The following is a 24293-nucleotide window of genomic DNA, read 5'->3' as shown; positions in this document are numbered from 1 at the left end:
TATACTCGATGCAACTTAACAAAACTCTAAAAGCGCTATTGGTAGCATTACCAGTAATGACGCTAGCTGCATGTAGCTCATCATCAAGCGTTGACGAAGGTGCTGCAAATGAAAGCAACCAAGCTGCAACTGACGCAAACAATCAAGTAGATGTAAACACTATTTCACGTGAAAAATCAGCAGAAGAAAAGCTACGTGAAAAATATGAAGCGCTTCGTCAAGAGCAAATCGTTTACTTTGACTTTGATAAATCAACAATTCAAAGCCAATATGCAGAGCTTCTTCAAGCACACGCAGATTTCTTGGTTAAAAATTCTAGCGTAAAAGTATTAATTGAAGGTCACGCCGATGAGCGCGGTACACCTGAGTATAACATTGCATTAGGTGAGAGCCGTGGTATCGCAGTTTCTAAGTACCTGCAAAGTTTAGGTGTATCGGCAAGCCAAATTTCAGTAGTGAGCTATGGTGAAGAAAAGCCAATGGTTAAGTCTCGCACTGAAGAAGCGTTTGCTAAAAACCGTCGTGCGGTACTTGTATACTAATAAAGTAAAGAGAGATTATGAAGCCGAATACTATTTTGGCAGCTCTACTGTTACTAAGCGGGAGCACCCATGTTTGGGCTGCTCCCGCTCCTGTTTCTGAAGCTGCAAATACCTCAGCAGGTACATTAGAAGATCGTATTGCGCAATTAGAGCGCATGATGAAAACACGCAACTTGCTGCAAATAGAACTGCAACAACAGCTTAACTTACTACAAGATGAAGTGAGCCAAGTTAGAGGCGTGACCGAAGAGCAAAGCTATAAACTTGAAAAAGTATTGCAACGCCAGCGTGAGCTTTATCAAGAAATTGAAAATCGCGTATCTAAGGTTTACGAACAAAATAACACACCTGTTGCTGCCACAACTGCAATTGATACATCACAGGCTGTAAGCGATGATTTATCTGAAAATGAAGCTTACGATAGAGCTGTTGCGTTGATCATGCAAGATAAGCGCTATGATGCTGCTATTCCTGAATTTCAAAACTTTTTAACGTCCTTTCCGCAATCGGTCTATATACCGAATGCACATTATTGGCTTGGTCAGTTGTTGACGATAAAAAATGACGATGCAAACGCGCTTGAGCACTTCAAACTGGTGGTAGAGAAGTTTCCTGAATCAAATAAGCGTCCTGATGCAATGCTAAAGTTAGGTACTTTGTATCAAAAGCTTGAAAAGTTAGAGTTGGCGAAGCAAATTTTGAATACTTTAATTGCTGAGTATCCAAGCACAACAGCCGCTAAATTAGCAACAGAGCGTTTGGCAAAGATATAAATAGCATGAATTTGTGTCACAATGGTTTAAAATTAGACGCTTAGACACAAAAACTGAAAAAAACTACGTATTTCAGTTGCACTCATTTTTTAAATAAGTATTATAAGCGCCCGCAGCAGGCGATTGGTTCAAATCAAACTGCTGCACTAAGTGGGTCATTAGCTCAGTTGGTAGAGCAGTGGACTTTTAATCCATTGGTCGATGGTTCAAGTCCATCATGACCCACCACTTAATTTGTAAATGTTATCCGAGCGGGTCATTAGCTCAGTTGGTAGAGCAGTGGACTTTTAATCCATTGGTCGATGGTTCAAGTCCATCATGACCCACCATTTGCAAAAACGTTTTATATCGAGCGGGTCATTAGCTCAGTTGGTAGAGCAGTGGACTTTTAATCCATTGGTCGATGGTTCAAGTCCATCATGACCCACCATTTCACCGTGTTTCGATATGACAGAGCGGGTCATTAGCTCAGTTGGTAGAGCAGTGGACTTTTAATCCATTGGTCGATGGTTCAAGTCCATCATGACCCACCATTATTAACGTTTTTAGGATAGCCCGAGCGGGTCATTAGCTCAGTTGGTAGAGCAGTGGACTTTTAATCCATTGGTCGATGGTTCAAGTCCATCATGACCCACCACTTACAAATTTTATTGATATCGAGCGGGTCATTAGCTCAGTTGGTAGAGCAGTGGACTTTTAATCCATTGGTCGATGGTTCAAGTCCATCATGACCCACCATTCAATACTTTATCGATATTCCCGAGCGGGTCATTAGCTCAGTTGGTAGAGCAGTGGACTTTTAATCCATTGGTCGATGGTTCAAGTCCATCATGACCCACCACTCAAATTATCTTCCTTCATATATTCTTAATTATTTCTTCTTATAACCGTCACTCACTAGGATTATCGCGCGTATTTACGTATAATTCGCCGCAATTATGCAATGTGACTTATAGTGGTCGAGAAATGAGTTTAGCCGAACAAATCATGCCCGAGGATTACATTTTTCCTCCTAAGCCAGCGCCTTTAAATGATGAAGAAAAATCAGAGTACAAAGCGCGTATCAAAGCCTTGTTGAAAGAAAAAAACGCGGTTTTAGTGGCACATTATTACACCGATCCTGAAATTCAGGCTTTGGCTGAAGAGACAGGCGGCTGTGTTGCCGATTCATTAGAAATGGCGCGTTTTGGCGCAAAACATGACGCTGATATCATCGTTGTCGCTGGTGTTCGTTTTATGGGCGAAACAGCCAAGATATTAACCCCTAATAAAACGGTTGTTATGCCTACTTTGGCTGCGACTTGTTCCCTTGATGTGGGTTGCCCAATTGATGAATTTTCTGCATTTTGTGATCAACACCCAGACAGAAAAGTGGTTGTGTATGCGAATACCTCTACGGCTGTAAAAGCAAGAGCTGACTGGATCGTGACATCGTCTTGTGCGCTTGAAATTGTTGAACACTTAGATGAGCAAGGCGAGAAGATCATTTGGGGTCCAGATAAGCACTTAGGTTCTTACATTCAAAAGAAAACCGGTGCTGATATGATCATGTGGAACGGTGCGTGTATCGTTCACGATGAGTTCAAAACTAAAGCACTAAAAGACATGAAAGGGCTTCATCCTGATGCCGCTGTGCTGGTTCACCCTGAATCGCCAGCAGAGATAGTTGAGCTAGCCGATGCAGTTGGTTCCACCAGCCAGTTGATAAAAGCGGCGCAAACAATGGATAACAAAAAGTTTATTGTTGCAACCGACAGAGGCATCTTCTACAAAATGCAGCAGTTGTGCCCAGAGAAAGAGTTTTTTGAAGCACCAACGGCCGGTGAAGGTGCAACCTGTAAAAGCTGTGCGCATTGCCCTTGGATGGCAATGAATGGTCTAAAAGCAATTGAAGAAGCGCTCATAGAGCCGACAGGCAAGGAAGTATTTGTAGATATGGATTTGCGTGATGGCGCACTGCGTTCACTAAACCGCATGCTGGATTTTTCAGCAAATCTACAAAGGTAATGTTCGATAGTTGAGCAACTAAACGCTCAACTTGAAAAACAACTTGCTAAAGTGCGTTGCTTTTCATAGTATTAGCCCCGCACTTTAGGTGCTTGCGGAGAGGTGGCTGAGTGGCTGAAGGCGCACGACTGGAACTCGTGTATAGGCTAACCCCTATCGAGGGTTCGAATCCCTCCCTCTCCGCCATGTATTTTTTGCTTAATCAAGCAATCAAAAAAAGCGCTATGTGTTATCTGAGTACATGCTCAAGTAACTGCTCAGTTAATTTATTCAATACCTTGTCGTCACTACTCGTACTTGCGTAGGTTCTCAACCCGTAAATACTCATGACTAAAAATTGTGCTCTATCTTTAGCATTGGGCTGAGCATCTAATTCCCCTGAAACAATCGCTTTATTGAATACTTTTTCAAAAGATTGCTCAAAGGCATATAAGTTATTGGCGAGCACTTGCGTGACTTCGTCGTCTTGCCCATCTACTTCGGATAAGGTTTTAGTCAGCAAGCATACTTTGGTCGCTTCATTGCTTGCACAAGGCTGAGCAATATCACTCAAAAAAGCATTTAGCGCAGTTCTTAAGTCGCTATGTTGAGAGAAAAGTAGCTCAAATTCTGCGTTCTTATCCTTTTGGTATTGCTCGATGGAGGCGAGCAATAGCCCTTTTTTATTTTTAAAAGCACAATAGATTGAACCCGGATGTAGCCCAGTGGCTTCCGTTAACTTTTGCATACTGGTTTTACTGTAGCCATATTGCATAAAAGTCGTCATGGCTTGTCGTAGAACATGTTCTTTATTGAATTCAGCGCTTCTCATAGGATGGTATTAAAGTGTACTCAGGAAGGCAATTTTAACCTAATTTGATTGTTTGTTCAAAAATAGATCTTGAACGTTTATTCAAGAATGTGTATCTTGAGCGCATATTCAAGAAAGTTCATACACTGTGAACAATATAGCGAGGAATTATGACTGCAATTTTATTTGACGAATACAAGCTCAACGATACATTGACTTTGAACAACCGTATTTTAATGGCACCTTTAACCCGTTGTATGGCTGATGACGAACTGGTACCGACGGATGCCATGGCATCATATTATGCGCGCCGAGCAGATTCAGGGTTGATCATCAGCGAAGCGACGATTATCCGCCCTGATGCTCAAGGTTATCCGAATACGCCGGGGCTGTTCACACAAGCTCAAATCAATGGTTGGAAGAAAGTGACTACAGCGGTACATAATGCAGGCGGCAAAATTTTTGCTCAGCTTTGGCATGTTGGTCGTGTTGCTCATCCCTTTTTCTTTGGTGGAGGTGATGTACTTGCTCCTTCAGCAATTGGCGTTGAAGGTACAGTACCAAGAATGCGAGACTTAACCTATCAAACACCAAAAGCGGCGTCAGTTGAAGAAATACAGCAATTAGTTGCTGATTACGCGACAGCTGCAAGAAACGCCATTGAGGCAGGTTTTGATGGTGTTGAGATCCATGGTGCTAATGGCTATTTAATAGATCAGTTTTTGCATTACTCATCAAACCAACGCGACGATGAGTATGGTCAGACCCCTGAAAATATGTCCCGTTTTGCACTAGAAGTGGTTACTGCTGTATCTGAGGCTGTCGGTGCACAACGCGTTGGTTTGCGTTTATCTCCGGGTGCATATTTCAACATGGAGCCCGATCACAGAGATAAAGCAGTGTTTGACTATCTTTTAGTGAAGTTAAACTCGCGTGAACTGGCATTTGTGCATGTTGGCATTTTTGATGACAATATGCAGTTTGAGCATTTGGGTGGCCGTGTTTCTGATTATATGCGTAAGCACTACGAAGGCACATTGGTAGGTGTTGGAGGCTTTACGCCAGACACTGCATCTCAAGCACTCACTCAACAGCGCATTGATTTGGTGGCAATTGGCCGTCCATTCATTGCGAATCCAGACTATATCAGCAAAGTAAAAAGCGAAGCGCCTTTGACTCAATACAGTGAAGAAATGCTCGCGGAATTAGTCTAAACAGCGAAATTGTATTACCCATAAAGTACAACAAAGGAGGTATTAGCCTCCTTTTTTCTGTGTACTTGCACGCAAAGCAATGCCTAATATCCCGTCTATACTCTAGAAGTCTATCAAAGCTAAACTGATTTACTCTTTTTTGACGACTACTGGCTTATATCTAGGGCGAAGCATGCAAGAAGATCTACTTAATTCCGTTGTAAAACTCACTAAAACCCGCGATGTTGACTCACTAGAGTCGAGTTTGTTATCCACAATACACGAGTTCATTGGTTGTCAGCAGGTGTGTATATATAAATCAATTTCTTCAAAAAATGCACTGCATGTTGAACGCAGCCTGAGCCTTAAAGTGACGGGTGATAAAAAATACGTATGGTCTGAGAGTGACGAATTAGACAAACCAAATACGGAGTTAGTGTCTTGTTTGCAATCGGCTTGCACTATCACTGTTCAAAACAAAGATGGCATTGAAAAGCGTTGGGTGCCTATAAAGTTTAGCGACCGACCAGTGGGGGCAATCGCGATAGTGTCAAACAGTTTATCAAGTTCAGAGCAGGTTTTGCTTAATGCATTTTGCTGTATTTATGAAAACTACTTGATCATCCTGTATGAAAATGAAAGGGATAAACTAACTGGCCTGCTAAATCGTCAAACCTTTGATAAAAAGCTTAAACAATTGATTGAAAAGCAAGTGGTCAAGCACCACAAAACGCTTAAGGCAGTGCAGAACACGAAAGAACATAAAGAAATTGTGTCTTGGTTAGCGATGCTCGATATTGATCATTTTAAACAAGTCAATGACAACTATGGACATGTTTGCGGTGATGAAGTGCTACTCGTGCTTGCACAAACAATGGATAGCTTTTTCCGTCCAACCGATTTGCTGTTTCGCTTCGGTGGAGAAGAGTTTGTATTGGTATTTGAGCCTGCCACATTTGAAGACATCAAATTATTACTTAATGAATTTATGCAATTAGTTCGTATGACGAAATTTCCGTTCGTCAACGGTTTAACTGTGAGTATTGGCGTGTCAAAAATTGGACCGTATGATTTTCCGATCCATGTTTTAGAAAATGCGGATAGAGCGCTGTATCATGCCAAGGCGCATGGTCGTGATAGCGTTTGTTTCTTTGATGATTTAGTTCAAGATATCAGTGATGCGAAGGGAGAGGATAGCTCGGGTGTTGACCTGTTTTAATCTATCATAAAGTTTGCAAATACCTTACACTGCACATTGGCCTATAACACTTACAATAAGCTAAATTCCTCAGTAACTCTGTTGATAAATAGCTCTGAAAAACATCATGTTGCATATAATTCAATCGAACCGAATGGAAGTGCTGCAAGCACAGTTTCATACCTTGCTCAAAAGCGCGCCATTAAGTGGCGTATTCCAAAAAGAAGTGGTTTTAGTGCAATCCCCCGGTATGTCTCAGTGGTTAAAAATTGGCTTGAGTAATGCACTTGGCGTTGCAGCACAGGTAGATTTTCCTCTGCCTTCGAGTTTTATTTGGAAGTTGTATCAACAGTTTTTACCTAATGTGCCGAGCGAATCGCCGTACAACAAACCTAACATGGCATGGAAACTCGTTTCAATTTTACCTTCTTGTTTACAAGAGCCAAATTATGCTCAGCTACAGCAATATCTTCATAATGATAGCGACGGACTTAAATTGTTTTCGCTATGCGAAAAAATCGCTGATGTGTTCGATCAGTATTTAATGTATCGTCCTCATTGGTTGGATACATGGGATAGTGGGCAAGATCAGCTTGATGACGTTGACGTAAATGTCGCACCATGGCAGCCTGATTTATGGCGACGACTCGTTGCTCGTACACAGGAACTTGGTCAAAGTGATTATCACCGCGCTAACATGCATAAGCAGCTGATCTTGGCTTTGGAACATGCAGCGAGTAATGATCTGCCAGAGCGTATTTGTATTTTTGGCTTGTCAGCCATGGCTTCCAGTCAGCTTGAAGTGTTTCAAGCACTTGCTAAAAAGACCGATGTGTTGTTGTTTTTTTGCAACCCAAGTGAACATTATTGGGGCGATTTGGTCGATGAAAAAACACAGGCAAAAATCGCAGCTAAATACGCCAAAATGCCAGAAATTGATGCGCAGCAAAGTCAGGACGAATATTTCATGGTCGGCAATCCATTGTTATCGTCTTGGGGAAAGCTGGGGCGAGACTATTTTGTGCAGCTGGTACAACTGGATGCGCAGTGGATAGATGGTTTTGTGAGTGATTTTGATGGTACTTTGTTGGGTCAAATTCAACAAGAAATCTACCAGCTTGCATTTAAAGGTAAATCACTCACTACGCAAAAAGAGTGGTTTATCAATGATGAAGGCAAATTGCCCATCGCGTTTGATGATACCTCTGTGCAGCTACAAGATTGCCATACGCCACTTAGGGAAGTGGAATGTTTACATGACCATCTGCTCAGGCTGTTCCACCAAGACCCAAGCCTCACTCCCAAAGACATTATTGTGATGATGCCAGATGTAGGTACTTATAGCCCTTACATCGAAGCGGTGTTTGGTTCGGCCACGGGTAAACGTTTTATTCCTTATGCTCTGGCTGATTTATCCATTGAGCAAGAAAAGCCAATACTAACCTCGTTTATCAGCTTGGTGAATTTACCATTCAGCCGTTTTGGTGTATCTGACATCCTTGATTTGCTCGCAGTCAACCCAATTGCCAGCCAGTTTAGAGTTGATGAACATGAGTTTACGCAAATGCGTTATTGGCTTGAGCAAGTTGGAGTTAAATGGGGGCTGGATGCACAGCACAAGCTGGATCATGATCTGCCCGCTTTGTCGTTAAATACCTGGCAGCATGGTTTAAATCGCTTATTGTTAGGGGTTGCATCAGCAGATGAAAATTCGGCGTTTGCCGATATTTATCCGGCAGATTTGGTCGAAGGTATGGCGGTGAATAGCTTGAGCAAGTTGTTGTATTTTGTCGACACACTTGCCAAGTTTAAGCGGCGTTTGCAAGTGGATGCGCGACTTGCAGACAAAGCACAGTTACTCAGAGATATGGTCGCCCAGTTTTACGATGCACAAGCTGAGCAAAGCTGGGATTTGTTGACGTTGGAAAAGGTGATTGAGCAGTTGCAAAAGCACGACGATAACTGCGACATGCAACAGCCTATTTCGCCTCGAGTACTCAGTTACTTAGTCAAACAAGGAATTCAAGAAAAGGGCGTTGGTCAGCGTTTTTTGGTTGGTCCTGTTAATTTTTGTACTTTAATGCCAATGCGTGCAGTGCCGTTCAAAGTAGTTTGCTTGTTGGGGTTAAATGATGCGGATTATCCAAGAACAGTACAACCGATTGGATTTGATTTAGTACCGCATTCAAAAAGACAAAAAGGTGACCGTTCACGTAAATTTGACGATCGTTACTTGTTTTTAGAAGCCTTACTCAGTGCACGAGAGCATTTTTACATAAGTTACATAGGACGTTCTTGCTATAACAATGAACCGCAAATGCCATCCGTTTTAGTGAGTGAGTTAATGGAATACGTTGATAGAAGTTTCTGTTATGAAGGTGACAGTCGGTTACCATCAGCACATTTATTGCGTAAGTCGACCTTGCAACCATTTAACCCTGCCAACTATTGCGATGATCCGAGCACGCAGAGCTTTAATCCAGTTTGGTTACCTAAATCACAAAAGCTCGCAAAGGAAGCGCCAAATTGCTTGGCGGTAGATCTGGATCACGAAATTGAAATATCGCAATTTTTATTTACGGTGCTCGCTCCGCAACGTGCGTTTTACACGCAAACATTGGGACTCCGTTTGCATCAATTGAGTGAACAAAGCAAAGATGAAGAGCCTTTTGCACTGGATACCCTTGAGCGATATCACTATTTAGATGAGATTTTAGAAAGTCAGTTACGTGGTGAAGAAATCAAACTGGAGCAAATGGTGCAAAGAGGCCATTTACCACAAGCGGCGGTTGGAGAAATTCAGTTAGCCCGTTTGCAACAGCGTGTACAGCCGATGATAGAGCGCTTGCAAAGTACAGTCACGCAACAGCGCATGCCACAAGAAGTGCGTATTCAGCTAGGAAATTATTCGCTGCTAGGTTGGTTAGATAAACTTTACGAAAACAAACAGGTTTTTTATCGTAGTGCCAGCATAAAAGCAAAAGACAAAGTAAAAGGCTTTTTACTGCACTGTATTGCACAATGCTGTGACGAGCCTGTCCATACCCATGTTTACGGTTTAGATGAGCAAGTCAGCTTTAAACCTATAGATAAAGCACAAGCTCGTTCACATTTAATGACATGGCTTGAGTTTTACCAACAATGTTTGAATCAACCCATGCCATTTTTCGTTAGCACAGCTTACGAACTCGCAATGACGGGCGATCTTAATAAAGCGGCTGCAAAGTTTAATGGCGGTCAGTATATTGGCTTTGGGGAAAGTGAAGATCCCTATGTTGCGCTTAATTTTAATAATTTAGAAGTTATAAGTTCTGAGCTAAGTCAGCTTAGTGACAAGTTATTGGCGAGCATTGTGGCATTGGCCGAGGAGCAGCGTTATGCAGATTCTTAAGCCGCAAAGTATGCCATTGCAGGGTGAAAACCTCATCGAAGCAAGTGCTGGAACGGGTAAAACATACACCATTACAGGTTTGTACTTACGTTGCTTACTGGGTTTGCAGTTGCCGCCAAACCAACAAACGCCTTTGTCGGTAGAGCAGATCTTGGTGGTCACTTTTACAGAAGCAGCTACTCAAGAGATCAAAGATAGGGTGAGAAAGCGCATTGTGTTGGCAAGGGATGCGCTTTTAGGTGCGCCATGTGATGATGAGCTGATCAATATTGTGTTATCACAAGTGGCTGATGTCCATCAAGCGTACACCTTGTTAGATGCAGCGGCTAAGTCAATTGATGAAGCCGCCATATTTACTATCCACGGCTTTTGTCAAAGAATGCTCAAGCAACATGCGTTTGAATCTAATGTGGCATTTAATTTAGAGTTTGTGTTGGATGAGTCAGAGTTGATCTTAGAGGCCATCAAAGATCATTGGCGTAGTTTTGTTTACCCAATGGATAAAGACACGGCTCAGGCCGTGTTAGATCATTACTCAAGCCCTCATGCTTTAGCGAGCAAAGTAACAAAGTTGCTGACCAAACAGCAAGCCATTATTGAACCAAAAGTAGAGTTATCCGAAGTGTTTGGTGCTCGTGAGCAGTATCAAAAAAATGCTCAGAAATTTAAAAGCAAATTATTAGAAAGCGACTTTTTTAGTGTTCTAGCCAATAGTGCTCTGGCTAAAAACAAAGCTCCCGGTCGCGTTGCTAATATTGAGGCTTTATATACTTATTGCCAAGGTGAACAATGGTATTTTGAGTTTGGCTCGTCAAAGCACTCATTTGCATTGTGGTCAGAGGCATCGTTATCCAACACGGGCAACTACAAAAAAGGTGCGCAAGTAATCACGCACCCTTTACTCAGTGAGTTTACTAAAATGGCGACATTGCATGAGCAGGTGAGTAAGGGACTGCCATTGGCTATTTTGCAATATAGTGCACGCCAAGTGCGTCAATTACTGCAAGTACACAAGGTACAACATAACTTAATAAGCCCAGATGATTTACTGAACCAGCTTCATGATGCATTACACTCACCGCAAGGAGAATTATTACAAGGTAAAATTGCAGGTTTATTTCCAGTCGCCATGATTGACGAATTCCAAGATACTGACCCAGTTCAGTATGGCATTTTTAATACGATTTATGGCACGCATGAGCACACGACTTTGACTATGATTGGCGATCCAAAACAGGCAATTTATGGGTTTCGCGGCGCAGATATCTTTACCTATATTTACGCAAAACAGCAGGTAGCTAAGCAAAGCCAATATACGTTGTCGACCAATTTTCGTTCGGCAGAGGGGATGGTGAATGCGGTCAATGCGATTTTTTCTTCGCATCAAGATAGTTTTATTTACAATCAGGCGATCCCGTTTATACCTGTCTCAGCGAAGGGAAAAAGTGAAACATCTCAGTTTGTGTATGAACAAACTGAGCAAGCACCGTTAGTGTTCAGTGTATTGCAAGATGATAGTCCAACCACAAGCAAGGCCGCAGCACAGGCGAGGCTGTCAGAGGCTTATGCGGGTAAAATCGCTCGGCTACTACACGCGGCCCGTCATGGAGAAGCTAAAATTGGCAGCCAAGCAGTGCAGGCGGGTGACATTTGTGTGTTGGTACGAGATAGAAATGAAGCCTCGGTGATTAAGTTGGCATTAGGTGCTGTAAATATTCCAAGTGTTTATTTAGCGCGAGAAAGCATTTTTGATCAGGCTGTGACTCATGCGATCTTGAGTTTTTTAGAAGTACTTCATGGTAAATATGACGAAGCGGCACTGCGTGGTATTTTAGTAAGCCCTTTGTTTGCACTAGATTATGCACAAGTTTATCAATTAAGAACTCAAGAAGTGCAATGGCAAGCCTACCTCGACCAGTTTAGTGAGTTACAGAAACTGTGGTACAAGCAAGGTGCCATGGCAATGTTGGAACAACTTCTGGTACAAAATGACCTGCCACAACTTTGGCATGCACAAGGCTATAACGTTGAGCGTTGGTTAACCGATTACAGGCACTTAGCCGAGTTACTGCAACAAAAACAAATAGAGCTAGATGGTACTTTACGGGTGATTCGTTGGTTAAGCGCACAATGCCAACAGGCTGTGCATGATAGCGCACAGGTTCGGCTAGAAAGTGACGCAGACTTGGTTAAAATTGTGACCATGCATGCGTCAAAAGGTCTTGAGTATCCAATCGTTTATATACCTTTTGCCAGTGGTTATCGAGAAGCCAGTGAAGCGCTTTATCACGAGAGTGGCAAACTAGTCTACAATCTTGATCCTAACGATGATGATAAGGCCCAAGCTGAACAGGAACGTTTAGCAGAAGATATTCGCCTGTTATATGTGGCGCTTACGCGTGCAATTTACTTTTGTGATGTTGGGCTCTATAACATCGCCGCGGGGCGAACTAAAAAGCCCGGGATCACGCAAACAGCCATTGGATATGTATTGTTTGGTAATCAAGTATTTCAAGGTGCTCAGCAATGGCACGAAGCTTTGAGTGCGTTTTGCCAAGCAAACAATGACATTGCATTATGTTGGTTAGATGACGAACAGCCCAAAGAAAAAGCATTACCTCTAACACAAGAAGCAGAGCAAACACTGTCGGTAAAACCGATCACAGCTCACATCGAACGAGATTGGCGCGCCACTAGCTTCAGTCAGTTAAGTTATCAAAGTCATAGTGACGAGCGCCCTTTAGGGGCGATTGACGAAAACCACCAGCTAGATTTACCCGAACACAGTCAGGTCAATCAGCAAATGGTGCTTAATGCTTACACCTTTGCGAAAGGGGCTAAACCGGGGAGTTGTCTACATGAAATATTTGAACAAATTGATTTCACACAGCCACACAAGCCTACTGGTGACGCGCAGCCTTTAAGTGAAGTTGTCGAGCATAGCTTGAGCAAATATCATATTGAGGAACACTGGCAGTCTTGTGTTGAACAATGGATTGAATCATGCTTACAGTGCCCGTTGAATGAAACGATTGGGCTGAGTTTAAGCTGCTTATCTCCAAAAGACTGTTTAGTGGAAATGGAGTTTTATTTGCCACTAGAGCAATTAAATGCACCACAATTGAATCGTTTGGTTGCAGATATTACTGGTCAGCATAGCCAATTGGAGTTTGAACAAGTTAAGGGGTTACTCAAAGGGTTTATTGACTTGATTTTTGTCTATCAAGGCAAGTATTACATCCTTGATTACAAATCAAATTACCTAGGCGACAAGGCGCAAGATTATCAAAATAACAACCTCAAAATGGCGATGGATGCACATCAATATCACCTACAATATATGATTTATTCGGTTGCCTTACATCGACTCTTATCACAACGCTTGGCGGACTATGATCCTCAAATACATTTGGGTGGTGTGTATTACGTGTTCTTAAGAGCAATGGGTGATGGGGAAGGTGTGTATTTCAACCAGCTCACCACGGAGCAGTTATACCAACTTGACGGGCTGTTTTCACAAGGAAGCATGCTATGAGCCAGTTAGACTTATTTGACGACACGCCACAGCAGGTGTTTGACCATCAAGCCTTTATTGCGTTGTTATTGAGTGAATCTAGAGTGCGCCACTGTGATGTGGCTCTGTCAAAATTACTTAATTTTCAAAAAATTGATAATCACTTCTATATTATTTTGTTGTTATTGCGTGCTGAACAGCAGCAGCATAGTTGTTTATCCGCGCAAGATATTGATTGGGCAGACCCTTTCGCGTTGAAGGGGCTACAGCATGAATTAGGCATCGCACCTTGGGATGAAAGTGAACCTGCGATAATTTGGCGCTCATTAGCGGAACACAGTGCTGTGGGTGAGGGCCAACCACTGATTTTGTTGGGTAATAAGCTTTATTTAGCGCGCCTTGCTAATTACGAAGCCTTGCTTGCAGAGCGCTTTCTCGCCATGCAAAATCAACAACTGGTGGTTGATGAACCACGTCTAGCGACTTTGTTGGAGGAGTACTTCCCAAGTACTGAGCAGGAGCTAGATTGGCAAAAAGTGGCTTGTGCGATGGCGGCGATAAGTGGCTTTTGCGTGATCACAGGTGGGCCAGGAACGGGTAAAACAACCACGGTTACCAAACTACTTGCCATTTTGCAGTCCTTGTATCGTAAAGCACCGTTAACCATTAAACTGGTTGCGCCAACGGGTAAAGCTGCTGCTAGACTGAGTGAGTCTATTTTGGGAGCTAAGGCGAAATTGGGGCTTAGTGAAGCGCTCAGTGCATTGATACCCGAGCAAGCTCAAACTATTCATAGACTGCTTGGGGTGATCCCGCAAAGCAACCAGTATCGATATAATCAGCATAATCCTTTGCATTTAGATTTGTTGATCATAGATGAAGCCTCAATGGTTGATTTATCGCTATTAGCTAAGTTGGTTCAAGCAATGCCCAGCCACGCAAGGTTGATCTTACTTGGCGACAAAGATCAGCTAGCCTCCGTAGATACAGGCAGTGTCTTGAGCGATTTGTGTCAGGGATTAACACTGGGACAGCAGCCAAACTATAGCCGTGCGCTTTGTACACGCTTAAATAAATTGTGTTTCGCAGGGCAAGCTGTTTTGCACGAGCAAGCGGATGTTTTTATGCTGTCAGACAGCATCGCGTTTTTACAAAAAAGTCACCGTTTTAATGAACTCAGTGGAATTGGTCAGTTAGCCATGGCGGTCAACAACAACGATAAAAAGCGCTTGCAAAAAACTCTGGCTGGCGGGTTTGAGGATATTGTTTTACTGCCGCTGGATCAAACACAATATCAGGCTCTAATCGAGCGTTGTGCAAAGCACTACAGCGCTTATCTCACATTAATGCATAATGGTGCACCAGCACAGGCCATCCATGAAGCATTCTCTCGTTTTCAATTATTAGCAGCTCTCAGAGAGGGGCCGTATGGTGTCGCACAGCTTAACAAACGTATTGAACAGGTGTTATACGCTTTGGGGCTTATCAAGCCAAATGGGCGTCATTACGCAGGGCAGCCGATTATGATTGTGGAAAATGACTATCAACTCAAGTTATTTAATGGAGATATTGGTATTTTGTTGCCAGATGAATACGGGCAACTTAAAGCCACATTTATTGATGAGCAAGGTGGCTATCGAGCCTTTTATCCGGCACGGTTGCCGATGCACGATAATGTATACGCCATGACGATACATAAATCTCAAGGGTCTGAATTTGCCCATACAGCGATGCTTTTACCACCTTTGCAACGTGCCTCTTCTGGGATAAATAGGCAGTTGGTTTACACAGGGATCACCCGGGCAAAAGAAAAGTTTGAGCTTGTTGCGCAAGAGAAAGTACTGCTAAACGCAATGTCTAGATCGGTTTCTAGATGTTCTGGATTACGCGAAAGGTTAACATGAAATTAATAAAAGGATAATTTATTGTTTTTCACTGCCGTTTAGCTATAGTTTTTAACGTAGACACGATGTTGAAGCATGACACCTTCACTGTCTATTTCCCTATACATTCCAAAGCCCAGTTGGAATAAACGCCGCCATCGTGAAAACCATGGCGGCTTTTTTGCAGGTCAATCGTTTGGTTGCGCCTTATTTAAATATTGTAGTGCCACTTGGCTGAGTGTTTTAACGCCAATGCTTAACGCTTGCTCATCCACAAAGAACTTAGGAGAGTGATTACTGGCAGCTGTGCTCAAGTCTTGATCTGTTGGGGTAACCCCGAGCATGAAGAAAAAACCAGGTGTTTCTAGTGCATAGTATGAAAAATCTTCAGCACCTGTGATCAAGCTAAGCTCTTTTACGTTTTCGCTTGCGAGTATGCCTGTCAGTGTTTGGAGTGCATGGCGTGTGAGTGCAGGGTTGTTGATGGTAACCGGGTAGCCATCGTTTATGGTGGTTTGCGCCTGTGCACCAGCCGATTGAGCGACTAGATCAGCAGTTTGTATTAAACGTTTTTTAATATCCGCGCGCATAGCTTGATCAAAGGTGCGAATGGTGCCAATTAGCTCTACTTCGTCGGGAATAATGTTAGAGCGTATACCGCCGTTGATTGCGCCAAAAGACAGAACAGAGGGAGCTTGAGTCACATCAACTTGTCTAGAGGCGATGGTTTGGGCCGACATCACAATTTGCGCTGCTGTTACTATGGGATCAACACCTCGCCAAGGTCTTGAACCATGGGTTTGTTTGCCTTTGACTTTGATTGAAAATGAATCTTCACTTGCCATCATCGGGCCGCTTCGATAGCCAACTTGTCCCACTTTTAGCCTGCTTGTGGCGTGCAAGCCAAATATAGCTTCGGGCTTTTTGTTTTTGAATAACCCTTCTTTAAGCATCAACTCGGCGCCCCCTTGTTCACCATCAGGCGCCCCTTCCTCTGCTGGTTGAAATATAAACATTACCTCACCAGCAAGCTCAGATCGCTGTTCGCTAAGCAGTTTCGCGACCCCCATTAAAATTGCGACATGGGTGTCGTGACCACAGGCATGCATGACACCTACTTGTTTACCTTTATATTCAGTGATCTGCTTTGAAGCAAAAGGTAAGTCTACTTGTTCGGTAACTGGGAGGGCATCCATATCAGCGCGCAGTGCAATGAAAGGTCCTGGTTTATCACCTTTGAGTTTTGCAACCACGCCCGTGTGGGCAATCCCTGTTTGCACATCAAGCCCCATTTTTTGAAGATGAGAGGCGATATATTGCGCCGTTTTGTACTCACGATTACTTAGCTCAGGATATTGGTGCAAATGTCTTCGCCATTTGATCACTTGCTGATTTAATTCATCCATTGCCATGGTTGCTGTGGCTCGGACTGGTTGACTGCTCAACATTACAGCAAAACAAACTAAAGCACAGATTAAGCGCATGATGATATTCCTTTGTGTTTATTGTCTAAACAGACTAACACTATATCTCTATCACTTTCTACGGGGATCAAGGAGAAGCACAGCTTACTTTCATTGACAATTTTTAACCAATGTGGTTTAACAATTTAAAGTAAATACTTTAATGAGACGAATAGATGAAATCCATGGAACAGCAATTGGTGACTTACGCCAAATATCATAGAGACAAACGTAATATCGCAACCCACTTTGTCGGCATTCCTTTAATTGTGTTTGCCGTAGCATGGTTATTGTACGTGCCCATTTTTACGTTCAATAGCGTCACTATTACACCAGCGTTGGCTTTGACAGTGGTTATATGTGGTTATTACTTAATCCTCAATTTTCGTTTTGGTGCGCTGATGAGTTTGCTCTTGGCGCTATGTTATGCAGCGGTTAAACAATGCTATGTAAATTGGGAATTTGGCGATATGTGGTTTTATCTCGCTGGTGTAGGTCTGTTTTTAATAGGTTGGGTTATCCAGTTTGTGGGCCACTACTATGAGGGGAAAAAGCCGGCATTTGTAGATGATATTATGGGTTTGGTAATCGGGCCGCTGTTTGTCACCGTTGAATTTTTATTCTTAATTGGCTTGCAAAAAGACCTAGAAAATCAAATCGTTGAAGAGGCTGGGCAGTATAGATAAAGGCAGGTATAACACCTGCCTTTGAGTCACATAATTAAATGGTCATACGCGTTTCTAGTTTATGACCTTTAATGATCGTAATATCCTGACTATTGAGCCTTAATTTACCGTTATTAGTTTCGATCAGGTAGCCAAGTTCAGGAAAATCAACGCCACCAGCATCGGTGAGTTGCTTACGGGCACGGTGAACCATAATGTTCATGTGATTCATCTGTACGCCCAAAGCCTTAATCAAGTCCTCTCGATAGATCCAACCTTGTTGTTCAAGCTCTAAGCCGTCATCTTTATCTTGAATACGTAAACGCGCTAACAGTAGTAGCAAATAGTGATGGGTACGAACCCCTAAGTCTATCACTTGGCCATTTAGCTCAACCGCTAACTGGGTCGTTTCTTCATCTTGGCTTACCGAAAATGATAGACCACAGGGTTTGACTGTTGGTTGACTGTCTAGGTGTTTGGTCATTGCAGCCTTTCCCGCGCAATAAAACACCCATTGGCGATTAAACGCACTGAGCAATCCACCATCGATTAATGCTTGTCTGTCACTGGTATTTAAATCTTCTAAAAACCAATAACTTAACATTGAGTCATAGTAGATAATATGTGTAGGGCTCTCTTCATCAGGCAGTAATAGTTGGTCTGATACTTCAATGACTTTTGACTCTTCATCCTGAGACACTAGATACTGGCATTGAGTGCTTAAGTTAGCAACTACAAATGAATTTTGCCCAGGTGCGGCAAAATCAATTTTGTCATTCTCACACAGTTGGTAAGGTAAGTTTTTATCGATTTTCTTGTCGTTAATCCATGTTCCATTGGTACTCACATCTCTGAGTAGCCATTTATCATGAGAGAGCTCGATAATAGCGTGATGGCGTGACACACCGGGTTGGTCAATAAGGGTATCAACATTGAACTTATAACGGCCTACGGTATGGTAGCTTTTTAAGTAAACTTTGCTGAGTTTTTGTTCGTCAATAAGATAAGCCATTATATGTCCTTACATTCAGATAGGTGTGCTTGAATAGCGCTTTGCTCACATTAGTACTGTCTTATATGTTTGTTAAAAATGGTTTTATCCTTCAAGTTCATTAACAAATCATCCAAACACAAGTTAAATATATCATTGAGTATTTTAGAAAATTCTGTGCTGTAAGCCAATTACATCACATTACAAAATTAATAAAAATCCCACCTTGCGCATTATTGCAAAATAAACCATATTTCATAAATGATTTGCTGGTGGTTTCCGTGAGGGCTTAGTGGGTGAATTTAAAAAAATGAACACCGTAAAATTAACGGGAGTGTACAGTTTCTGCGACCATTTTGATTCTGAGCGTTTAACGTTAGATTCTAGCGCACTTAGAATTGTCACTGATTTTACAAGGCGTGTTCCTCAAGTGATTTTAAAAGATGTTGATATTGACCATGCTTTATACATGATGATTAATGGTCATGTGAGGTCCAAACTAGTCATCGATCACGATGATACTTTTTTAGGCGTTGTGAATTCGAAAGACTTAACTGGCAGAAAGGTGCTCAGTACGGCCCAAAAACGTAGCCAGTCTCGCAGTGATTTAACCGTAGAAGATTTAATGACCGCGAAATCAGACCTACATGCTATTGCTTACAGTGCTGTAAAAGACGCTAAAATAGGTGATGTACTTGAAACACTTAAAGAAATCGGTCAGCAACATGTATTACTGGTCAACAAGCATGGTGGCTTGAGAGGTATGATCTCTGCAAGTGATATCGCAAGAGCCCTGCACATTCCGGTTAATATCTTTAACAAAGCCCACTCTTTCAAAGAAATTTTTGCCATCATTCATGGCCATGAGGAGATGACCGCTTAACCAAGCGCAAGATGTGAGCAGCACATCTTGCGTTAGTTTATAGGCTTATGATAACAGCTTGTTCATGAGCAGAAAGCCTAGCGCTCCCTCTATTGCCGCAACTTGTCCGTCAATACAGTTTTGTGGTGTTGCAGTTTGTCCGTCAGGATAAACTTCAGTGGTGGTCACATAAGGCGCGTCAGTCATACCCATGCATAAGCCTAGAGCCGTGCCGTCGTAATTAATCACACCAAATTGCTCGAGTGGTACGCCAATCAGTTTATTATTTTCGTCAGCAGGAGCGATTTGTGTCACGCTCGATACCTTATCAATAATGGCCTTTTGAAACTCAGCCTGTGGTTTTTGTGTGTGCCCAACCAAATAAAAACCGTCGGGGATATTCCAGTTGTCATGTGTTACACCATCTCTTGCTGCCAATGCAGGCCTAAATTCGGTGTTATCGGTATCGGTTGTTTCATGTAAATCTACATGACATAAAATCTCACAATCAAGAGAACGTAAGTATTGCATCGCAAAACGAGATTCATCGGCAGGTGAGTTCTCGTAAAACGAGCGATTTGGGTCAATTGCGTTGGGGTTCCAGCGATTAATGGTTTCGTAGCCCCAAGGGCTTATGCAGGGCAAAATGAGCAAATTGAAGTGCTCGCTATATTGAAGCGTGTTATTTTTTGCAAAGGTAAGCGAACCATGCACGCCGCTGGTTTCATAACCGTGTACGCCCCCTGTTACCAGTACGGTTCCTTTACTCCTATCCCAATTTTTTGTTTTTATAGCAAAGAGAGGGTATTGCGCTGGCGCATATTCCAAAGTGGCATACTGTTCAACCGATAAATGTTCAGGCAGGTTTTGAACTTGTTGTACTACATCTGCATGATAGCTTCTAGTGATGCGTTGTTGTTTTTGCCACTGTACTTTATGCTCATTTTGCCAGGGCTTACCAGCCTCTCCGATAGGGTATGGTTGCGACATTGTTACCTCTTAGCACGAGTAAAAAATGTCATCCTAAGTTTTTTATCGTAGTTGTGCAAATAACTGCGACGTCATGCGCAGCTCACATAATTCACTTATGTGCAGCTGAGGTTAAATAGCCAAACTGTCTTAATTTAAGCTCTTGATTACGGGTAAATTGAAAGCTTAAAAAGTAAATGCTGCCGTTATTGTGTTGTACGTGGGTTATGCTAATCGCACATATTTTTTTAATCTTAATATCGGAAATTTCTTCGCCAGAAATATACTTTCTTCTCCCTAATAGCGTGATGTAATACAAACCGTTAGCACAAAAGCTTGCCACCCGTTTGCCACTAATTGTCATCAGTAGGTTAAAGTTTACACAGGCGATGGCTGCAATCAGCACGATAAATATGCTATGAGTGAGCGCCTCATATCCATACCCAGAAGCATACGTTGCAATTAAAAATAATAAAAATGTCACAAGTCCAACAAATGCATAAAAGGCAACATTCGCTTGAAGTTTAAATTCTTTCATAAAATAAGTTAGCCTCGATTCAAACAGGTATTTAATGCACTACATTTTATTGTTGTAAAGTGGATAAAATATGAAGAGGATTACAAGCGCTTTTAACGCGTTCAGGGTAAGGGGCCAAATCAAGAGGTGTGTCGTTATATCTTTACCGGCTTTCGGTCAGAGCAGCGAGTTTAGCGCAGTAGATGCTCCAACTCTCGGTGTAAAACTTCATCGTCACCAAGATTGAGCTCAATGAGGCGTTTTAGATGCGTGACACTGTCTAAATCAATTTGGCTGCAATGAATGCCAATATGGTCAGCTTCAATATGGCGTACTTCACCTTCCATTGAGATCACAATGTCGCTATCGGGTAGATGAATTTTGATGCTGGCAGATTCATCTCTTAGAGGCACATAACCGGTTGGGTGTGAAATCAAAACGCCTTTGAGAGAAAGGTCGATCACTTGGCAGCTGTAATCGCCGCTGGCTGTCATTAACAACGCTGGTGTAGAAAAAAGCACACGGCTAAATTGTCTTCTGTCTTTCATGCTTGCTCCTACCTATGTGGATCGCCTAGTCATAAGCATAGTTGCTAAGCTCCAGTAATAGCAAATAAAAAGCCCCGAATCATCGGGGCTTAACAAGCAAGTTTAGCCAATTTTTTTGTATTTAATACGTTTTGGCTCGGCAGCGTCAGCGCCGTATGTTTTTTTCAACCACTCTTCGTATTCGGTATAGTTACCGTCGAAGAAGTTCACTTGGCCTTCGTCACGGTAATCAAGTATATGCGTGGCGATACGGTCTAGGAACCAACGGTCGTGGGAAATACACATTACGCAACCTGGGAACTCTAAAATTGCGTTCTCTAGCGCGCGCAGTGTTTCAACGTCCAAGTCGTTGGTTGGCTCATCCAGAAGGATAACGTTGCCACCGGCCTTTAATAATTTGGCTAAATGTAAGCGGTTGCGTTCACCACCTGACAGTTCTTTAACAAACTTTTGCTGATCATTGCCTTTGAAGTTAAAGCGACCAACATAGGCACGGCTAGGGATCTCAAAGTTACCAATTTTAAGAATGTCTTGGCCATTCGAGATCTCTTGGAATACGGTATTGTTTTCACCCATGTTGTCTCGGAACTGCTCAACGGTTGCCAACTCAACGGTGTCACCAATGACAATCTCACCACCTGTCGGTTGCTCTTGGCCACTGAGCATTTTGAAAAGAGTTGATTTACCCGCGCCGTTGGCGCCGATGATTCCGACGATTGCGCCTTTAGGAACGCTAAAGCTTAAATCGTCAATAAGTACACGATCACCAAAACTCTTATTTAAGTGATTTACTTCAATTACCTTATCACCAAGGCGAGGACCTGGTGGAATAAACAGTTCATTGGTCTCGTTACGTTTTTGGTAGTCACTTTGCTGCATCTCAGTAAACTGAGCCATACGAGCTTTCGATTTAGCTTGACGACCTTTCGGGTTTGAACGTACCCATTCAAGCTCTTTCTCAATTGATTTTTGACGTGCTTTCTCTGACTTTTCTTCTTGTTTCAAACGTGCATCTTTTTGCTCAAGCCAAGAAGAGTAGTTGCCTTCCCAAGGAATACCATGACCACGGTCAAGTTCTAAAATCCAACCCGCAACGTTATCAAGGAAGTAACGGTCGTGGGTAATAGCCACTACAGTACCTTCGTAATCATGTAAGAAGCGTTCTAACCAAGCTACAGACTCAGCATCTAAGTGGTTGGTTGGTTCGTCGAGTAATAGCATATCTGGCTTTTCTAACAATAAGCGACAGATAGCAACACGGCGACGCTCACCCCCTGATAGGTGCTCAATTTTTGCGTCCCACTCAGGTAAACGTAACGCGTCTGCTGCACGCTCTAGCACGTTATCAATGTTGTGACCGTCATGAGCTTGAATAATTGCTTCAAGTTGGCCTTGCTCTTTTGCTAGCGCATCAAAATCCGCATCTTCCATAGCGTACTCAGCATACACTTCATCCAAACGCGCCAGCGCATTTTTCACTTCGCTGACGGCTTCTTCTACGGTTTCGCGAACCGTTTTGCTTTCATCAAGCACAGGCTCCTGAGGAAGGTAACCAATTTTCGTACCAGGCTGCGGGCGAGCTTCACCTTCAAATTCTTTATCAATACCCGCCATAATGCGTAGTAACGTTGATTTACCCGCACCATTTAAACCCAAAACACCGATTTTAGCGCCTGGGAAAAAGCATAGAGAAATATCTTTTAAGATGGTTCTTTTAGGTGGCACAACTTTGCTCACCCTAGACATCGTATAAATATATTGAGCCATGAGGTTCCAATTTTGATTATGTTATTTGGGCGTTATTTTAGTGAAAGCATCGCGTGGGGGCAATGTTTTAGGAGTATAACTATGACAAAAGGGTGAGTGTTTTTTCAGATTTTAGTTACATCCTATTATTTAACAAATGTGTATTACCTGTCTGGTTTTTATTCACATATGAATTTTCTCATAGCTAATTAATAAGATTATAAAAGTAGGTCATATTTGACCTGTTTAAGGACCAAGAAAACGGTAAGATTAGCCTACATTGAGAACAATTGTTTAGAGAAATTGTAAATAATCAAGTTTCCCATTATTAGCCGGAATATCGTTCCAACATTTCGCTCAGTTGCTTCACCATGCCTGCGATGACGATTTTTGGCCTTTACTGAGTTGATTATTTTGCCAATCTCTAAGGCGCTTTTTAACCACAACTCTATGGAATAGAGAGTGTGGTGATGACCACCTTAGTGTTGTATGGCGTTCCATCCAATTGTGCTACCTCGCTGAATATACTCATTTTGGAAAGTCTCGTACTGAGCAGTCAAAGGTATCCAGCGGTGATTCAATATATTAAGAAATTAAAAGGAATCGTAATGAAACAATCACCCGTCAACTCTGGACGTATTTTTACCCCAAGAAAAACCCCTCGTGGTGGTGAAATATTGCGCTATGCACGTAATTTGAGAGGGTTTACTCAGGCAGAGTCGGCCGCAAGCTATGGCATTGAAGAGCGTACTTTAAGGCGCTGGGAAAATAGAGAATTTGATCCTCGCTGGAATGATGTGATCAGCCTCGTTGAAGACGTATACCTATTAGATATTTTAGAAGTAATGGCGAAAATTAATCATGACGACACATATAACAATTAAGCAAGTGCGTACAGCACTGAAGCGCTGGGGTAACTTTTGGCGTTCTAGAGAGTTTGGCAAAGGGTTTCGGGCTACTTCAATCAGTGATGTAAATGGTAAACCGACAGGCGGTAGCATGGGGGCTGACGCGATGTCGGTTCCAAAAGAAATTGAGTTAGTAACCCAACTTATTGCGGCTTTAAGACCCGAGTGCATTCGTGCGATACGAGCACGTTATTTAATGACTGGCACTTTAGCTGAAGCGGCAAAACTCGTTGGATTTGACTCAAAGCGTTCAGCAGAATTTTGGTTAGTTAAAGCTGAACGGAGTTTGTTGGCCGAATTTTCGGCCAACCTTAACAGTGTATAAGGAGTCGA

The 24293-nt window shown here is 42.5% G+C and carries 19 protein-coding genes and 8 tRNA genes; 20 read left to right on the top strand and 7 right to left on the bottom strand.

Annotated elements, in window-relative coordinates; translation table 11 throughout:
• Positions 1 to 8: 8 nt before the first annotated feature.
• From pal to ACW689_RS15585, 11 genes are all read left to right on the top strand, one after another.
• The gene (gene pal, locus ACW689_RS15635) at positions 9 to 542 is read left to right on the top strand and encodes a peptidoglycan-associated lipoprotein Pal (RefSeq protein WP_476292878.1); all 534 of its coding nucleotides are present in this window, start codon (positions 9 to 11) and stop codon (positions 540 to 542) included.
• 17 nt (positions 543 to 559) lie between these two features.
• Complete coding sequence (gene ybgF / locus ACW689_RS15630; RefSeq protein ID WP_476292877.1) at positions 560 to 1315, top strand: tol-pal system protein YbgF; 756 nt, start codon at positions 560 to 562, stop codon at positions 1313 to 1315.
• A gap of 152 nt (positions 1316 to 1467) precedes the next feature.
• Positions 1468 to 1543: transfer RNA gene (locus ACW689_RS15625), tRNA-Lys, on the top strand.
• 25 nt (positions 1544 to 1568) lie between these two features.
• Positions 1569 to 1644 (top strand) — tRNA-Lys (locus tag ACW689_RS15620).
• 25 nt (positions 1645 to 1669) lie between these two features.
• A tRNA-Lys gene (locus ACW689_RS15615) sits at positions 1670 to 1745 on the top strand.
• 27 nt (positions 1746 to 1772) lie between these two features.
• Positions 1773 to 1848, top strand: a tRNA-Lys gene (locus ACW689_RS15610).
• A 28-nt stretch (positions 1849 to 1876) separates the two neighbouring features.
• A tRNA-Lys gene (locus ACW689_RS15605) sits at positions 1877 to 1952 on the top strand.
• Positions 1953 to 1977: 25 nt separating this feature from the next.
• Positions 1978 to 2053: transfer RNA gene (locus tag ACW689_RS15600), tRNA-Lys, on the top strand.
• Between the two features lie 27 nt (positions 2054 to 2080).
• Positions 2081 to 2156: transfer RNA gene (locus tag ACW689_RS15595), tRNA-Lys, on the top strand.
• A 125-nt stretch (positions 2157 to 2281) separates the two neighbouring features.
• The gene (gene nadA / locus ACW689_RS15590; protein ID WP_476292876.1) at positions 2282 to 3322 is read left to right on the top strand and encodes a quinolinate synthase NadA; all 1041 of its coding nucleotides are present in this window, start codon (positions 2282 to 2284) and stop codon (positions 3320 to 3322) included.
• 96 nt (positions 3323 to 3418) lie between these two features.
• Positions 3419 to 3508 (top strand) — tRNA-Ser (locus ACW689_RS15585).
• Positions 3509 to 3551: 43 nt separating this feature from the next.
• On the opposite strand, the gene ACW689_RS15580 is transcribed toward ACW689_RS15585, so the two are convergent.
• On the bottom strand, positions 3552 to 4088 hold the full coding sequence (locus ACW689_RS15580) for a TetR/AcrR family transcriptional regulator (RefSeq protein WP_476292875.1): 537 nt from the start codon (positions 4086 to 4088) through the stop codon (positions 3552 to 3554).
• Between the two features lie 194 nt (positions 4089 to 4282).
• On the opposite strand from ACW689_RS15580, the gene ACW689_RS15575 reads away from it, so the two are divergent.
• The 5 genes from ACW689_RS15575 (at position 4283) to recD (ending at position 15312) form a co-directional block, all read left to right on the top strand.
• Entirely contained in the window at positions 4283 to 5326 is a 1044-nt protein-coding gene (locus ACW689_RS15575) for an alkene reductase (RefSeq protein WP_476292874.1), read from the top strand.
• 172 nt (positions 5327 to 5498) lie between these two features.
• The gene (locus tag ACW689_RS15570) at positions 5499 to 6524 is read left to right on the top strand and encodes a GGDEF domain-containing protein (protein WP_476292873.1); all 1026 of its coding nucleotides are present in this window, start codon (positions 5499 to 5501) and stop codon (positions 6522 to 6524) included.
• A 106-nt stretch (positions 6525 to 6630) separates the two neighbouring features.
• Entirely contained in the window at positions 6631 to 9894 is a 3264-nt protein-coding gene (recC, locus tag ACW689_RS15565; RefSeq protein ID WP_476292872.1) for an exodeoxyribonuclease V subunit gamma, read from the top strand.
• Entirely contained in the window at positions 9881 to 13429 is a 3549-nt protein-coding gene (recB, locus tag ACW689_RS15560) for an exodeoxyribonuclease V subunit beta (RefSeq protein ID WP_476292871.1), read from the top strand. The genes recC and recB overlap by 14 nt, the downstream gene beginning before the upstream one ends.
• Positions 13426 to 15312 (top strand): exodeoxyribonuclease V subunit alpha, encoded by a 1887-nt coding sequence (recD, locus tag ACW689_RS15555; protein ID WP_476292870.1) that lies wholly within the window; start codon positions 13426 to 13428, stop codon positions 15310 to 15312. Before recB ends, recD begins: the two co-directional genes overlap by 4 nt.
• 167 nt (positions 15313 to 15479) lie before the next feature.
• On the opposite strand, the gene ACW689_RS15550 is transcribed toward recD, so the two are convergent.
• Positions 15480 to 16775, bottom strand: coding sequence for an amidohydrolase (locus ACW689_RS15550; protein ID WP_476292869.1), 1296 nt, complete (start codon positions 16773 to 16775; stop codon positions 15480 to 15482).
• A gap of 155 nt (positions 16776 to 16930) precedes the next feature.
• On the opposite strand from ACW689_RS15550, the gene ACW689_RS15545 reads away from it, so the two are divergent.
• Entirely contained in the window at positions 16931 to 17440 is a 510-nt protein-coding gene (locus tag ACW689_RS15545) for an Mpo1 family 2-hydroxy fatty acid dioxygenase (RefSeq protein WP_476292868.1), read from the top strand.
• A 34-nt stretch (positions 17441 to 17474) separates the two neighbouring features.
• Here the strand turns inward: ACW689_RS15545 and ACW689_RS15540 are convergent, their stop codons facing one another.
• Entirely contained in the window at positions 17475 to 18431 is a 957-nt protein-coding gene (locus ACW689_RS15540; protein ID WP_476292867.1) for an FHA domain-containing protein, read from the bottom strand.
• 289 nt (positions 18432 to 18720) lie between these two features.
• Between ACW689_RS15540 and ACW689_RS15535 the strand changes: the two genes are divergently transcribed.
• Positions 18721 to 19293 (top strand): CBS domain-containing protein, encoded by a 573-nt coding sequence (locus ACW689_RS15535; RefSeq protein ID WP_476292866.1) that lies wholly within the window; start codon positions 18721 to 18723, stop codon positions 19291 to 19293.
• A gap of 45 nt (positions 19294 to 19338) precedes the next feature.
• Here the strand turns inward: ACW689_RS15535 and ACW689_RS15530 are convergent, their stop codons facing one another.
• The 4 genes from ACW689_RS15530 to ettA all read right to left on the bottom strand — a co-directional run bounded on the left by ACW689_RS15530 (position 19339) and on the right by ettA (position 23073).
• Positions 19339 to 20262, bottom strand: coding sequence for a M14 family metallopeptidase (locus ACW689_RS15530; protein ID WP_476292865.1), 924 nt, complete (start codon positions 20260 to 20262; stop codon positions 19339 to 19341).
• A gap of 91 nt (positions 20263 to 20353) precedes the next feature.
• Entirely contained in the window at positions 20354 to 20779 is a 426-nt protein-coding gene (locus ACW689_RS15525; protein WP_476292864.1) for a hypothetical protein, read from the bottom strand.
• A 170-nt stretch (positions 20780 to 20949) separates the two neighbouring features.
• A complete protein-coding gene (locus ACW689_RS15520; RefSeq protein WP_476292863.1) occupies positions 20950 to 21306 on the bottom strand; it encodes a PilZ domain-containing protein in 357 nt (118 codons plus the stop codon).
• Positions 21307 to 21408: 102 nt separating this feature from the next.
• Positions 21409 to 23073 carry an energy-dependent translational throttle protein EttA gene (gene ettA / locus ACW689_RS15515; protein ID WP_476292862.1) on the bottom strand — a complete coding sequence of 555 codons (1665 nt, stop codon included), beginning with the start codon at positions 23071 to 23073 and terminating at the stop codon, positions 21409 to 21411.
• A gap of 587 nt (positions 23074 to 23660) precedes the next feature.
• Between ettA and ACW689_RS15510 the strand changes: the two genes are divergently transcribed.
• Both ACW689_RS15510 and ACW689_RS15505 read left to right on the top strand, forming a co-directional pair.
• Positions 23661 to 23936 carry a helix-turn-helix domain-containing protein gene (locus ACW689_RS15510; protein ID WP_476292861.1) on the top strand — a complete coding sequence of 92 codons (276 nt, stop codon included), beginning with the start codon at positions 23661 to 23663 and terminating at the stop codon, positions 23934 to 23936.
• Positions 23914 to 24285 carry a hypothetical protein gene (locus tag ACW689_RS15505; RefSeq protein ID WP_476292860.1) on the top strand — a complete coding sequence of 124 codons (372 nt, stop codon included), beginning with the start codon at positions 23914 to 23916 and terminating at the stop codon, positions 24283 to 24285. The genes ACW689_RS15510 and ACW689_RS15505 overlap by 23 nt, the downstream gene beginning before the upstream one ends.
• The last annotated feature ends 8 nt before the right edge of the window (positions 24286 to 24293 follow it).

It is taken from the genome of Pseudoalteromonas sp. ABE4_541, from assembly GCF_056312285.1.
The sequence above is the reverse complement of the archived record's forward strand: the minus strand, read 5'-3'. Positions and strand labels throughout refer to the sequence as shown.